This is a genomic window from Pseudomonas sp. Xaverov 259 (genome assembly GCF_019352915.1).
Lineage (GTDB): Bacteria > Pseudomonadota > Gammaproteobacteria > Pseudomonadales > Pseudomonadaceae > Aquipseudomonas.
Map to the genome: position 1 here is coordinate 77,302 of NZ_JAAAFV010000072.1, position 14,746 is coordinate 92,047.

Consider the following 14,746-nt stretch of genomic DNA (forward strand, 5'->3'; position numbering starts at 1 on the left):
TTCGCAGCCCAACGCAGGGCAAGCCTGCTCGCCACAGGAGAAATTGGCTGCCTTTAAAAGTTGTGTTGATACCTATGCTCATCGCAGGCAAGCCAGCTCCCACATTTGAAGGTATTCACACATCAACATGTGGGAGCTGGCTTGCCTGCGATGGCGTCACCTCGGTCTCATGCTGTGGCCGCCCCAGCCGGTACCTCTACCGCCCCCAACCCATCCTTCATCTTCTTGGCATCGCGCACAAAACTGCGCGAGGCCTGGAACAGAAACAGCATGGTCAGGAACAGCGCCACCGGAATCAGGTACATGGCGTCGTGCAACCCCACCGCTTTATACGCCTCGGTCATCTGCGCAGCGCCATCGGCATACATCGCCGAATGGGCAAAATGATCGGACAAGCCGCCCACCACCACCGGCCCCATGCCACCGCCGAGCAAGTACAAGCCGGCAAAAAACAGCGCCATCGCCGTGGCGCGCAGGCGTGGCTCAACCACGTCCTGAATCGCCGTGTACACGCAGGTGTAGAAGTTATAGGCGAACAACCAGCCCACACTGAACAGCGCCACAAACACGCCAATCTCAATGCGTCCGGCATGCAAGGCCCAGGCAGTGGTGATGGTCGAGATAATCAAGCTGCACGCGGCAAACAGCAGCCGGCCGTTGGCGACCCGCTGATGGATCTTGTCGGCAATCCAGCCGCCCAGGGTCAGGCCCACCAGCCCGGTGATGCCGACGATCACGCCGGTGGCCACCGCCGCGTCCTGCAACGGCATCAGGAAGTAGCGCTGCAACATCGGCACCAGGAACGAGTTGCACGCATAAGTGGCGAAGTTAAAGCACAACCCGGCCAGCACCAGCCACAGGAAGGTCGGCACCGCCAGAACGCGACGAATCGGGCGATCGACGCGCTCTTGGGAGACTTGCACGGTTTCCGCTGCGCCGCGCTTGGGTTCCTTGATATAGAACATGAAGATCGCGAGGATCAGCCCCGGCACGGCGGCGATAAAGAACGGGGCGCGCCAGCTGTCGAACGCCTTGACCATCGCGCCAATGGTGAAAAACGCCAGCAGCAGGCCCAACGGCAGGCCCAGCATGAAGATGCCCATGGCCCGCGCGCGGCGGTGCGCGGGAAACAGGTCTCCGATCAGCGAATTGGCCGCCGGCGCATAGCTGGCTTCACCGATGCCGATGCCCATGCGCACCAGCAAAAAGGTCCAGAAGCTGCCGACCATGCCGTTGACCGCCGTCAGCCCGCTCCAGGCGAACAGGCCCCAACCCATCAATTTGCTGCGTGAACCGGTGTCGGCCAGGCGCCCGAGCGGCAGGCCAGCGATGGCGTAGACGATGGTGAAGGCGGTGCCGATGATGCCGAGCTGGAAGTCGCTCAAGTGCCATTCCATGCGGATTGGCTCGATGATGATGGCGGGAATGGTGCGGTCGAAGAAATTGAACAGGTTGGCGAGGAACAGCAGGAACAGAATGCGCCAGGCATTCGCCGCTTGGGTCGAGTTCTGCATGGGTCCGTCTCTTTTATTGTTATGAGAGCTGCGATGCCCGATGCATCCTGCCCGGTACCTGCAACATAATCAGGCCTGGCACACTTGTCTGTAATGATTCGTAAAGCTGATAGGGCATGATTTCACCCGCAACCGCGGGACTTTCCCTACGAAAATATAAGTTCTCGCCCCCCTTCCCAACCGCCATGGCACGGATAGAATGGCGAGCCTTCCGTAACACCCACATCCTACTTTTCTTATCGATGACGCCCATGTCCGAAGCCAGTCCGTGTCTGAGTTGCGGTGCCTGCTGTTCACACTTTCGCGTGTCTTTCTTCTGGGGCGAGTGCGCCTCATCGGGCGGCACGGTGCCCGATGACCTGGTGGTGCAGATCAACCCCACACGCGTGGCGATGATTGGTACCGACCAGAAACCCGCCAGGTGTTGCAGCCTTGAGGGTGAGGTCGGCAAGGGCACCCGTTGCACCATCTATGAACAACGCTCAAGCCCCTGCCGGGAGTTCGACGCGTCGTGGAGCCAGGGCGAGCAGAACGTCGACTGCGACAAGGCGCGCGCGGCCTTCGGCCTGCCGCCGTTAGAGGCACCTTTCGAATTGGACCTGCCGATCAGCGCTTAGCATCAAACGCTATGGCGGGCATGCCAAAATGGTTGAGAGCAAAGTGCCATTATCCCTGGCAAATCCCGCGAGGCTTCTATACTCGACTTCATAGGTCATCGCCGTAGGCTGTGACGTGACGCTATGATGGGGCTTGCTATGGAATGGCTGGGTCTGCATTTTTTTACCGACCTGCCAGAGAACGGGCATTTATTACTCAATTGCAGTCATAACCCGTTCCTGGTGCTACTGGCGTATCTGGTTGCTTGCGCGGCCGGCTTCGGCACGCTGGACATGGCTGAACGCGTCGGCCATGTCGAAGACCCTACTGCCCGCCGTCATTGGCGCTGGCTGGGAGCGGGATGCCTGGCAGGTGGCATCTGGTCGACCCACTTCATCAGCATGCTGGCCTTCCAGGCGCCTATCGCCATTCATTATGAATTGCTCATGACGTTTGCCTCGCTGGTGATCGCCTTGATCGCTTCGCTGTTCGCCATGCAAACCCTCAGTCATACCCATCTGCGTTTCCATCAATACCTGCTGGCGTCGGTGTGGATGGGCATCGGTATCGCGTTGATGCATTACGTCGGCATGTCGGCCATGCGCTCCCAGGCCGATGTGTATTTCGGGACAGACCTGTTCCTGGCCTCCGTGGCCATTGCCATCGGCGCCAGCCTGGCCGCGCTGTTGCTGTCGAGCTACCTGCGCAGTGGCTCCGGCGTGTTCCATCAGTTGCTCAAATACGCTGCCAGCCTGGTGCTGGGCGCCGGCATCCTCAGCATGCACTTCACCGGCATGGCCGCCATGCAAATGCTGGTGCCAACCGGCGCTGACCTGTCGTTACCGCTGGACAACAACCCGATTCAGCTGGGCCTGTCGGTGGCTGTGATCACCCTGCTGGTGATCGGCAGCAGTGTCAGCGCTGCCCTCGCCGACAAAAAACTGCAGCACAAGGAGCGCGACCTGCGCCGGGTCAATGCCCTGCTCAGCGAGCTGGACCAAGCCCGCGCCTCGCTGCAGCAAGTGGCGCACTTCGACGCGCTGACCAGCCTGCTCAACCGTCGTGGGTTCAACCAGATCTTTGCAGAAAAAGTCGCGGAAAAAACCGCCAGTCACGGCATGATGGCGGTGATTTTCCTCGATATCGACCACTTCAAGCGCATCAATGACAGCCTCGGCCACGATGCCGGCGACCAATTGCTCACCGTGCTGGCCGGGCATATCAAGGGGTCGGTACGCAGCCATGAAGATGTGGTCGCGCGGTTTGGCGGCGACGAGTTCTGCATCCTGATCAATATTCACCATCGCGACGAAGCGCGGCATCTGGCCCAGCGCATCATGCAAAAAATGAAAGAACCGATCGAACTGGCCGGGCGGCGCATGGTGATGACCACCAGCATTGGCATCAGCCTGTTCCCCGATGACGGGCTGACCTGCGAAGAGTTGCTTAAAACCGCTGACCTGGCGCTGTACCAGTCCAAGGATGCCGGTCGCAACAGCCTGAACTTCTTCAGCTCCAACCTCAAAACCCGCGCCTTCCTTGAGCTGCAACTGGAAGAGGAGTTGCGCGCCGCGCTGCGCGGCCGTAATGAATTGGTGCTGTTCTACCAGCCGATCTTCGACATGAAACTGGGTAAGGTCACTCGCCTGGAAGCGCTGGTGCGCTGGCAACATCCGCAACACGGGCTGCTGGCTCCCGACCGGTTTATCGGCATCGCCGAAAACAACGGGTTGATTGCCGAACTTGACCACTGGGTACTGCGTCAGGCCTGTCACGATTTGAGCCTGCTGTCTGACCGCGGCTACACCGAGCTGACTATGGCCGTGAACTGCTCGGCCTTGAACCTGGCCCGTGACGAACTGGCCGATGAGATCGAGGCCGCCCTGCGTTTTGCCGGGATCACCGCCAGCCGCCTGGAACTGGAAGTCACCGAAAACGCGCTGATGGGCAATATCAGCAGCACCCTGGCGCTGTTGCGCCAGATCCGTGCCTTGGGCGTTTCGCTGGCCATTGATGATTTCGGCACCGGGTATTCATCCCTGGCCTACCTCAAGCGCCTGCCACTCAACACCCTGAAGATCGACCGCTCGTTTATCCAGGACATCCCCAAGTCCACCGCCGATGTCGAGATTGTGCAGGCGATCATCGGCATGGCCCACACCCTGCACTTGCAGGTGGTCACCGAAGGCGTGGAAACCCAGGCGCAGTTTGAACTGCTGCTCAAACACGGCTGCGATTTTATCCAGGGTTACCTGCTCAGCCCGGCGGTGCCCTTGAGCGATGTGATGGGTGTGATCCAGGGCATCCAGATGCGTAACCCGCTTTACCCGTTCAGTGTCGAGGGGAATAAAGAGGCCCTCGCGCCGAAAGACCCCGGCGCAGGCCGTATCGGGCCGCCGTCCATTGTCAGGCCAATTCGCTGACGCCGAAATTTTGGCATTTAGCCATCATCCGCCTAAAGAACGCCGACGAACGGCCGATTCATCAGAGTCCGGCGGCGATTCCCCTTGGAAACCAAAGGTTAAACCCGAGCGCCCCGGACTCAGACGCACTGTAAAGTCGCGAACTCTCATTCAGTGATGGCGCCTGGATTTTTTGGGCCGTCCGTCCAGGTACATGGCGCCCAATGACTTCCAAAAATAATGCTGTCTCCGAGATCTGCGACGCACTGCCGACCGCTCCTGCCGAGAAACCCTCAAGCACCAAGTCATTGAGCAGCGCCCGACCGCTGTCTACCCAGCAATACCTGTACTTCACCGAAACCAATACCGACCGCATCCTCGATAACCTCGACGGCCTGCGCGACATGGTGTTCCCGCGCCCGCCCCAATCCGAAGGCGACGCTGATACGCGCAGCGAGCAGGAATTTCCCTCGGTGTGCCTGATCGGCCTGGGCCGCTGTGGTTCGAACATAGCGCTGGACGTGGCGGAGTTGGTGTACAACGCACGCAAGTTCTACCTCAATGAATTCAGCACCGAAGATAAATCGACAGACAAGGGCTACAGCCCCGCCCAATGGATCCGCAACAACCTGCGCCTGGGCGGCGGCAAGGCCACCAAGCCGGTGTTCCTGGTGGAACCGTTGGTGATGCTGGGCGACCTGGACAAGGACATTGCCGGGCGCATCCGCTTCTCGCGCAAGGGCGAAAAAAGCGGCTTCCTGCGCGACTACAGCAAGATGAAGATCATGGACCTCTCGGAGGTCCACGCCGGTGGCGCCGGTAACGCGCCGATCCTCGGCCAGTACCTGGCCAAGATCATCCTCAACAAAGACACCCAGCGCTTTTCCAGCCCCGACTGGAAGATGATTCACTCGTACCTGATCGATTCCTGCGGCATCAAGGCCAACCAGTCGCGCCTGTATTTTTCGATCTTCAGCGCCGGCGGTGGTACGGGGTCGGGCATGGCCTCGGAGTTCGGCCTGGCCCAGCAACACTCGTACATGAACAAGACCTTCGACACCAAGCCTGCTGACGAGCACGACAGCAAAAGCGGCCACGCCTTTGTGTTCGAGCCGATCTTCACCAGCGGCATTTGCGTGCTGCCGAATATCTCCGACCACCGCAGCGAAATGTCCGAGGCGCTGCACATTAACGCCGGGCGGTTGCTGTGCAAATACCTGTCGGAAGAATGGGATTTTTCATACAACTTCGACAACGAAGACAGCAGCGAAGCCAGTGTAAAAGGCCGCATCCGCCCATGGAACGCGATGATGCTGATCTCCAACGACATCATGCGTTATGCCGAAGAGAGCGATGACGGCAATATCCAGAACATTGACGTCAATGCCATGGAAAAACACGCCAACCAGTACATCTCCCAGCAGATTTTCAACATCCTCACCGCCCAGGCGGTGACCACCGACTACGACCAGAACTACTTCCGGCGCGCCGGCATCGATATCGGCGAAACCATCCGCCTGGATGCCAACGACCTGTTTATGAGCCTGGCCGGGCCGGTGGCGATTGCCTACGCCGAATCGGTGGTACCCGAAACCCCGGCGCCCTCGGGCGACAAGTTCAAGGTGTTCGATAAAGAGCCGCAGCGCCTGAATATCGACGACCTGTTTTTCCGCTCCATCGACCTGCCGCACTTCAATAAGGTCACCCAGGCCATCGAGGGCATCAGCCTGTTGCCGATCGAATCCAAGCGTTACAAGGCGTCCCTGGAGCAATACAAGAACTCCGGCTATGACGCGGCGGCGCTGCATGACCTGCACTTCTTCAAGAACTGCTCGTCGGTGGTCTCGATTGTGTCGCTGCCCAAGGATTACAAGCTGTCCTACATGGACCTCAACCGGCTCAAGACCCATCTCAACAGCCTGTTCCCCAATACCACGCTCAAGCGTTATGCACTGGTCATCGGCGCCTCGGCCAACTTGTCGCTGACCACCTTGATCGCCAAGAGCCCGTGCCTGTCGGATGATTTTTTGACCCTGATCGTGGCGTTTATCAAACGCTGCTTTGCGCGTAACCCGTACCGGTTCGACGAAACACTGGACAACTCGATCCTGGATTTCATCATCCATGAGGACTTCGATGAAGACCGCATCGACGAGCTGCTCAATGAGTTTGAAAACCCGGCGAAGATCCTCGATACCAACTGGTACGCGATCAAGCCGATGTATGAGAAGAAGTACCGCGAACTGATCAACGACAAGGACAAGTTTGTGTCGATCAACGATATTCGCCTGTCACGGGATTGCGTGAAGAAAGCGATCAAGTACCTGCGCGAGATTTACCGCCATCGGATTGGCAAGACCAAGGTTATTTCGTTGAATAACCATACTGGCAAGACCGCCTAGACCGAGTCGATCGTTCCCACGCTCTGCGTGGGAATACCGCCTTGGACGCTCTGCGTCCGCTCTTCGTGACGCAGAGCGTCACCGGATGCATTCCCACGCGGAGCGTGGGAACGATCTGCGGCTTTGCCACACCCGGAAACAATTCCCCCGATGTTCCACCCGCTTTAAAACTGTTCCCGTGACGCTTACGTCACCGTCACCTGTGACCTTTCTCTACGGCAAGATGCCATCACGGCGCCAGCGGTTACTCCGCTACACACTTGCCCGGCGAAAAAACACGCACCTTTATAGTGCAAGCCTTTCTTACGCCGCCCTTTCCTGGATCAGAATCCACGGCGAAACCACCACAGCCCACAGGCTTGGATCGCGCTCAACCAGGTCCAACGCCCGCGTCGCAGACACTTCGCCAAGGCTCCCTGCGGCCAGCCACCCAGCGACTTTGTCGCGGTTATCCTCGGCCATTCCTTCGGCTGCTTCGATCAAATCCAGACCGGCGTCGACCCACAATAGGGCACCCTTGGCAAAGAACGGTTCAAGCTCCTTCCAGGAAATTTCGGCGGTTTCACCGAGCAGCTTGGCATAGAGGGTGCTAGGTTCTTGCGTCATGGGAATTCACCTGAATAAAAAATCGGCGCAATCATAGCGTCAGGCGTCAGGCAGAAAAACCCAGTTGCAAATGAGGCACCGAACGAAAGTGTCAGGAAAGCCAAGGATTGCCTGAAACTCTGGCATCAGCCCGCCGCAATTCTGTCTTTTTCTTTCATTAAAGCGACACACCGAGGGTTTGCCCCCAGCAGCCAGCTTTTCAAGCGATGAACCGGCGCTCTACACTGTACCGGTACAGTTGCCAGGGCAATGCCGGGGGGATATCCGCGATATCTGATCCGGTTCTGCAGCTCACAAGGCCGCTAGAACTATAAAAAATACAACAGTAAGAGTGGAGCACTATGAATAAGGCTACTAAGCAGATTTCCAAACTGTTTGCCGCTATGGTCCTGGCTGGGGTTGCCGGCCATTCGTTCGCAGCCGACACCATCAAGATCGGTATCGCTGGCCCTAAAACAGGTCCAGTGACGCAATACGGCGACATGCAATTCATGGGTGCCAAGCAGGCAATCGCTGACATCAACGCCAAAGGCGGTGTCGACGGCAAAATGCTTGAAGCAAAAGAATACGACGATGCGTGCGATCCAAAACAAGCCGTTGCCGTAGCGAACAAAGTGGTCAACGACGGCGTCAAGTACGTAGTCGGTCACCTTTGCTCCAGCTCCACTCAGCCCGCGTCCGATATCTATGAAGACGAAGGCGTGATCATGATCACCCCGGCGGCTACCAGCCCGGAAATCACTTCCCGTGGCTACAAGCTGGTGTTCCGCACCATCGGCCTGGACAGCGCTCAAGGCCCAGCGGCCGGCAACTACATCGCCGACCACGTGAAGCCGAAAGTCGTCGCTGTTATCCACGACAAGCAGCAGTACGGTGAAGGCATCGCCACCGCCGTTAAACAGACCCTCGAGAAGAAAGGCGTGAAAGTCGCCCTGTTCGAAGGCATCAACGCGGGCGACAAAGACTTCGGCTCGCTGATCCAGAAGCTCAAGCAAGCCAACGTCGACTTCGTCTACTACGGCGGCTACCACCCAGAGCTGGGCCTGATCCTGCGCCAGGCCAAGGAAAAAGGCGTGAACGCCAAGTTCATGGGCCCGGAAGGCGTGGGTAACGACTCCATCTCGCAAATCGCCCAGGGCGCTTCCGAAGGCCTGCTGGTTACCCTGCCGAAATCCTTCGACACCGACCCGGCCAACAAGGCCATCGTTGAAGAGTTCACCAAGAACAAGCAGGACCCAACCGGTCCGTTCGTGTTCCCGGCGTACTCGGCTGTTGAAGTGATCGCCGGCGGTATCGCTGCCGCGAAGAGCGAAGACACCGCCAAAGTGGCTGCTGCCATCCACGCCGGCACCTTCAAGACCCCAACTGGCGATCTGAGCTTCGACGCCAAGGGCGACCTGAAGGACTTCAAATTCGTGGTCTACGAATGGCACTTCGGTAAACCAAAAACCGAAGTTTCCCCTCAGTAAGCCAGGCGTTACTGGTCCAACAAGCCCACTGTGAGAGCAGTGGGCTTTGTTTTACGAGGTTTATGGGCCTGTCACCCGCGATCCGGGCGCTGGCTCACCTGAAAATCTTAAAACCGTCACCAGCGGTTCGCTGGCAAACGCTTCGTGCAACCTGATCACAGAGCAGGGCACCGAGCCGGAAATGACTCCACCAGTGAAATGCGTATCGGGTTTTTAGGAGCGCTGTAATGCCTGAGATCTATCATTTTTTCCAAACGCTGGTTAACGGCATGACCGTTGGCAGCACCTATGCCTTGATAGCCATTGGCTACACAATGGTTTACGGCATCATTGGAATGATCAACTTCGCCCATGGCGAGGTGTACATGATTGGTTCCTACGTGGCCTTCATCGCCCTTGCCGGGCTGGCCATGCTGGGTATCCACTCCCTGCCGCTGTTGATGACCGCTGCGTTCCTGGCATCGATCGTCGTGACCAGTGCTTATGGCTACAGTATCGAACGCGTCGCCTACCGCCCCTTGCGTGGCAGCAACCGTTTGATCCCGCTGATTTCCGCCATCGGCATGTCGATTTTCCTGCAGAACACCGTATTGCTGTCCCAGGACTCCAAGGACAAGTCCATTCCCAACCTGATCCCGGGGAGCTTCTCCTTCGGCCCAGGTGGTGCACAAGAAGTGCTGATTTCGTACATGCAGGTGCTGGTTTTCGTCGTCACCCTGGTGGCGATGCTCGGCCTGACCCTGTTCATTTCCCGCTCCCGTCTGGGGCGCGCCTGCCGGGCCTGCGCCGAAGACATCAAGATGGCCAACCTGTTGGGCATCAACACCAACAACATCATCGCCCTGACCTTCGTGATCGGTGCTGCACTGGCGGCCGTTGCGGCGGTGCTGCTGAGCATGCAGTACGGCGTGATCAACCCCAACGCCGGTTTCCTGGTAGGGCTCAAGGCCTTTACTGCGGCGGTCTTGGGCGGCATCGGCAGTATTCCGGGCGCGATGCTCGGCGGGCTGGTGCTGGGTGTGGCTGAAGCCTTTGGCGCCGACGTGTTCGGCGACCAGTACAAGGACGTCGTGGCGTTCGGCCTGTTGGTTCTGGTGCTGTTGTTCCGTCCGACCGGCATTTTGGGCCGTCCGGAGGTTGAGAAAGTATGAGCAGATATCTTAAATCGGCGTTTTTCAGCGCCTTGCTGGTCTGGGCCGTGGCCTTTCCGGTACTCGGCCTCAAGCTGAGCATTGTCGGCATCAACCTGGAAGTGCATGGCACCGGTCCCGTGACCCTGACCATCATTGCCCTGTGCTCGGTGCTGATGTTCCTGCGCGTGCTGTTCACCCAGCAGGTCGGTGCGTTTTTCAAGGGTAACCGTGGCCCGTTGGTGTCGCCCAAGGTCAGCCAATTCCTGACCCTGCCGCGTACTCAGCGCTACATCATCATCGGTCTGATCGTGGCCGCGTTGATCTGGCCATTCTTCGGCTCGCGCGGCGCCGTCGACATCGCCACCCTGATCCTGATCTACGTGTTGCTGGGCCTGGGCCTGAACATCGTGGTGGGCCTGGCCGGTCTGCTCGACCTCGGTTATGTGGGCTTCTATGCCGTAGGTGCCTACACCTACGCGCTGCTCTCGCATTACCTGGGCTGGGGCTTCTGGATCTGCCTGCCACTGGCCGGCATGGCGGCGGCCACATTTGGCTTCCTGCTGGGCTTCCCGGTATTGCGCCTGCGCGGTGACTATCTGGCGATCGTGACCTTGGGCTTCGGTGAAATCATCCGGCTGTTCCTGCGTAACCTCACCGATATCACCGGTGGCCCCAACGGCATCAGCAGCATTCCCAAGCCAACGTTCTTCGGGCTGTCGTTCGACCGCACAGCAGCCGAAGGCATGCAGACCTTCCACGAATACTTCGGGATCGACTACAACCCCGTGAGCAAAGTGGTGTTCCTGTACCTGGTGGCGTTGTTGCTGGCATTGGCGGCACTGTTCGTGATCAACCGCCTGCTGCGCATGCCGATCGGTCGTGCGTGGGAAGCGTTGCGCGAAGATGAAATCGCCTGCCGTGCGCTGGGCATGAACCCGACCGTCATCAAACTCTCAGCCTTCACCCTCGGGGCAACCTTCGCCGGTTTCGCCGGCAGCTTCTTCGCCGCGCGCCAAGGCCTGGTGACCCCGGAGTCATTCACCTTTATCGAGTCGGCGATCATTCTCGCCATCGTGGTACTGGGTGGCATGGGCTCGCAGTTGGGCGTGATCCTGGCGGCGATCGTGATGATCCTGCTGCCGGAAATGATGCGTGAGTTCAGCGAATACCGCATGTTGATGTTCGGCGCCATGATGGTGCTGATGATGATCTGGCGTCCTCAAGGCCTGCTGCCCATGCAACGTCCACACATGGAGCTGCGCAAATGAGCCGCGAGATCCTGAAAGTCGAAAACTTGAGCATGCGCTTCGGCGGTTTGCTCGCGGTCAACGGCGTGGCCCTGACCGTCAAAGAGAAACAGGTTGTGGCGCTGATCGGCCCGAACGGCGCCGGCAAGACCACGGTGTTCAACTGCCTCACCGGTTTCTACAAGCCGAGCGGTGGCAGCATCCTGCTGGATGGCCAACCCATCCAGGGCCTGGCCGGTCACGAGATCGCCCGCAAGGGCGTGGTGCGTACCTTCCAGAACGTGCGCCTGTTCAAGGACATGACGGCGGTCGAAAACCTGTTGATCGCCCAGCACCGTCACTTGAACACCAACTTCTTTGCTGGCCTGTTCAAGACCCCGGCGTTCCGCAAGAGCGAGCGCGAGGCCATGGAATACGCGGCGTACTGGCTGGACAAGGTCAACCTCACCGAGTTTGCCAACCGCCCCGCCGGCACCCTGGCTTACGGCCAACAACGCCGACTGGAAATCGCCCGTTGCATGATGACCCGCCCGCGGATCCTGATGCTCGACGAACCGGCCGCCGGCCTGAACCCCAAGGAAACCGAAGACCTTAAGGCGCTGATCAGCGTGCTGCGTGAGGAAAACAACGCCACGGTGCTGTTGATTGAACACGACATGAAACTGGTCATGAGCATCTCCGACCATATCGTGGTGATCAACCAGGGCACGCCACTGGCCAACGGCACGCCGGAGCAGATCCGCGACAACCCGGAAGTGATCAAAGCCTATTTGGGGGAAGCGTAAAATGCTGCAATTCGAAAACGTTTCCACTTTCTACGGCAAGATCCAGGCGCTGCACAGCGTCAACGTGGAAGTGCGCCAAGGTGAAATCGTCACGCTGATCGGCGCCAACGGTGCCGGCAAATCGACCTTGCTGATGACCCTGTGCGGTTCACCGCAGGCCCACAGCGGCAGCATCCGCTACATGGGTGAAGAACTGGTAGGCCAGGCCTCCTCCGAGATCATGCGCAAGAGCATTGCCGTGGTGCCCGAAGGCCGTCGTGTGTTCTCGCGCCTGACCGTGGAAGAGAACCTGGCCATGGGCGGGTTCTTTACCGACAAGGGCGACTACCAAGAGCAGATGGACAAGGTGCTGCACCTGTTCCCGAGGCTCAAGGAACGCTTCAGCCAGCGCGGCGGCACCATGTCCGGCGGCGAGCAGCAAATGCTCGCCATCGGCCGGGCGCTGATGAGCAAGCCCAAGCTGTTGCTGCTCGACGAGCCTTCACTGGGCCTGGCACCGATCATCATCCAGCAGATCTTCGACATCATCGAACAACTGCGCAAGGACGGTGTGACGGTGTTCCTGGTGGAGCAGAACGCCAACCAGGCGCTGAAAATCGCCGACCGCGCCTACGTGCTGGAAAACGGCCGGGTGGTGATGCAGGGCACCGGGGAGCAGTTGCTCACGGATCCGAAAGTGCGTGAAGCCTATCTCGGTGGCTGAGCCATTGAGGTAAACAAAAACGGCCCTCGGGCCGTTTTTTTTATCGCCGCTTAAAGCGTCGCTACCAATTGCCCCTTGCTCGCGCGCTGGCCTGCCAGCATCAACGCCCCGCCCAATAGCAACAGGCCCGCCGCCAGGAAGATATACGCGCCGTACACATCCAGCGGCGCGTCGAAATAGCCTATGACGCGCTGCGCCATATTCAATGTCTGAGAACACACCAGCGTACCGGTCAACGAGGCGATGGCCAGTACCGGCGTGACCGTTGCGGACACACGCCCCATGTAGCCTTCAGGCACGGCTTCCTGAAGCATCGGCCCTTGCACAATCGCAAACACCGAGAAGAACAACCCACAGCTGAACATCAGCGTAAAGGCCAGGTAAAACGGCGGATGCAGCGAATACGCCAGGTAACTGAACCCCATGCACAGCAGCGCAAAGGTAAAGGCCTGACGCGTGCTCAATGACTTCAACAGCGGCCGGACCAGCACGGCAGCAATCAACCCGCCAACAGGGAACGCTGCGAGAATCAGGCCGTATTCATAAGGGCTCAAGCCCAAGGTTTTGAATGCGTACAAGGACAACGCGACGTTATTGACCCCCAGGGAAAACCCGTACAACGCGACACCGATCAACAACGTCCTGATCGAGGCGTGCCCCCAGGAAAACCGCAGCCCTGCGAGCACTCCATGCCAAAAGGGCAGCCGTTGTTGCTCGGCCAGCAAGGTCCGGCGCAGGCCCTGGGTAGACGCGATACACAGGGCCGAACAGGCAAAGGCCAGCACATTGATCAGCAGTGCCAGGGCGGGGCCCACCCAGACAAATAAGGCCGGCCCAAGGGACGCCGACAACACTGAAATGCCCGTCAGGGAAAACATTGCCTTGGCCGATGCTTCAACGCGTCGTGCCGAAGGGATGACCACTTGCATAATCGCCTGGCGTGACGGGTTGAAAAACTGTGCGGCCGTGCTGTTAACCAACAACAACAGTAGAACACCGAAGAGCACTTGCATCGGGTCCAGGCCGGCCAGCGAATAGATCACAAAAAAGATCAGGAAGTTGAGCACCCGAATCCCGTCCGCCGCGATCATCACGTACAGCGGCGTCATCCTGTCCACCCAAGCCCCGGCCAGTGGCGCTACCAGTACACGCGGTATAGCCGAAGCCGCCACCGCCAGGCCTACGGCCGTCGGCAAGAACGCACTGTCGTGAAACAAGTCAGTCACCAGCCACACAATGACGGTGCTCTCGAAAACGAACTCGCCAAACGATGAGAGGGCTTGCCCCAGCCACAGGAATGAGAAATTTCTGCTGATGAAAAAATCTGCAAAGCGCTTCTTCACAGCCAAAGCTCCTTATTGGTCTTGCGCACATTCGCCCAGTGCCAGGCATTGCGTGATCCTACAGCAAGCGCATACAGGGCTCGCGAACACTAAGACTCACGGCGCCATTTACTCGGCATCGAAAATTTATTTACTACCTGCTGTAACGCAACCTGATGCCCCAACTCTAGAGGGGTAAGCAAGCAAAAACGCTTCCTTACCCACCCTCACTGCTGGAGTTACACCATGACTACTAAATCCCGTTCGCTGTCCGCCGCTACCCTCGTTCTGGCCCTGGGTTCGGCCCTGAGCTTTTCCGCCCTGACCAACATGGCCCACGCTGACGAAGCGAAAATGGACAAGTGCTTTGGTGTCGCCGAAGCCGGCAAGAACGATTGCGCTGCAGGCGCCGGTACTACTTGCGCCGGCACCTCGAAAGTCAAAGACCAGGCCAACGCGTGGAAACTGGTCCCGGCCGGCACTTGCGGCAAGACCCCAAGCGCCACCTCGCCGACCGGTTTCGGCCAGGAAGCAGCCTTCACCGCCAAGTCCTGAAACCCTGCAAA

The 14,746-nt window shown here is 58.8% G+C and carries 12 protein-coding genes; 9 read left to right on the forward strand and 3 right to left on the reverse strand.

Features of this window, described 5'->3' with window-relative positions:
* Positions 1-167: 167 nt before the first annotated feature.
* Positions 168-1,514: an MFS transporter gene (locus tag K0H48_RS29045; protein ID WP_219337694.1), complete on the reverse strand. Its 1,347-nt coding sequence runs from the start codon at positions 1,512-1,514 to the stop codon at positions 168-170.
* Positions 1,515-1,765: 251 nt separating this feature from the next.
* On the opposite strand from K0H48_RS29045, the gene K0H48_RS29050 reads away from it, so the two are divergent.
* From K0H48_RS29050 to K0H48_RS29060, 3 genes are all read left to right on the forward strand, one after another.
* Positions 1,766-2,131, forward strand: a complete 366-nt coding sequence (locus tag K0H48_RS29050) for a YkgJ family cysteine cluster protein (protein WP_138816404.1) — start codon at positions 1,766-1,768, stop codon at positions 2,129-2,131.
* 138 nt (positions 2,132-2,269) lie between these two features.
* Positions 2,270-4,534, forward strand: coding sequence for a bifunctional diguanylate cyclase/phosphodiesterase (locus K0H48_RS29055; protein WP_219337695.1), 2,265 nt, complete (start codon positions 2,270-2,272; stop codon positions 4,532-4,534).
* Between the two features lie 203 nt (positions 4,535-4,737).
* Positions 4,738-6,915, forward strand: coding sequence for a hypothetical protein (locus K0H48_RS29060; RefSeq protein ID WP_219337696.1), 2,178 nt, complete (start codon positions 4,738-4,740; stop codon positions 6,913-6,915).
* 303 nt (positions 6,916-7,218) lie between these two features.
* Here K0H48_RS29060 and K0H48_RS29065 read toward each other — a convergent pair whose 3' ends face one another.
* Positions 7,219-7,521, reverse strand: coding sequence for a DUF2288 domain-containing protein (locus K0H48_RS29065; protein WP_219337697.1), 303 nt, complete (start codon positions 7,519-7,521; stop codon positions 7,219-7,221).
* Positions 7,522-7,862: 341 nt separating this feature from the next.
* Here K0H48_RS29065 and K0H48_RS29070 point away from each other — a divergent pair, with 341 nt between their 5' ends.
* The 5 genes from K0H48_RS29070 to K0H48_RS29090 all read left to right on the forward strand — a co-directional run bounded on the left by K0H48_RS29070 (position 7,863) and on the right by K0H48_RS29090 (position 12,858).
* A complete protein-coding gene (locus K0H48_RS29070) occupies positions 7,863-8,990 on the forward strand; it encodes a branched-chain amino acid ABC transporter substrate-binding protein (RefSeq protein ID WP_219337698.1) in 1,128 nt (375 codons plus the stop codon).
* 227 nt (positions 8,991-9,217) lie between these two features.
* A complete protein-coding gene (livH, locus tag K0H48_RS29075) occupies positions 9,218-10,141 on the forward strand; it encodes a high-affinity branched-chain amino acid ABC transporter permease LivH (protein ID WP_017479358.1) in 924 nt (307 codons plus the stop codon).
* Entirely contained in the window at positions 10,138-11,391 is a 1,254-nt protein-coding gene (locus K0H48_RS29080) for a high-affinity branched-chain amino acid ABC transporter permease LivM (protein WP_099548585.1), read from the forward strand. The genes livH and K0H48_RS29080 overlap by 4 nt, the downstream gene beginning before the upstream one ends.
* Complete coding sequence (gene livG, locus K0H48_RS29085) at positions 11,388-12,155, forward strand: high-affinity branched-chain amino acid ABC transporter ATP-binding protein LivG (protein ID WP_003193538.1); 768 nt, start codon at positions 11,388-11,390, stop codon at positions 12,153-12,155. Before K0H48_RS29080 ends, livG begins: the two co-directional genes overlap by 4 nt.
* Before the next feature lies 1 nt (position 12,156).
* The gene (locus K0H48_RS29090; protein WP_017137209.1) at positions 12,157-12,858 is read left to right on the forward strand and encodes an ABC transporter ATP-binding protein; all 702 of its coding nucleotides are present in this window, start codon (positions 12,157-12,159) and stop codon (positions 12,856-12,858) included.
* 50 nt (positions 12,859-12,908) lie between these two features.
* Here K0H48_RS29090 and K0H48_RS29095 read toward each other — a convergent pair whose 3' ends face one another.
* On the reverse strand, positions 12,909-14,201 hold the full coding sequence (locus tag K0H48_RS29095; protein WP_219337699.1) for an MFS transporter: 1,293 nt from the start codon (positions 14,199-14,201) through the stop codon (positions 12,909-12,911).
* A gap of 225 nt (positions 14,202-14,426) precedes the next feature.
* Here K0H48_RS29095 and K0H48_RS29100 point away from each other — a divergent pair, with 225 nt between their 5' ends.
* Positions 14,427-14,735, forward strand: a complete 309-nt coding sequence (locus K0H48_RS29100) for a DUF2282 domain-containing protein (protein ID WP_200433455.1) — start codon at positions 14,427-14,429, stop codon at positions 14,733-14,735.
* Positions 14,736-14,746: the final 11 nt, after the last annotated feature.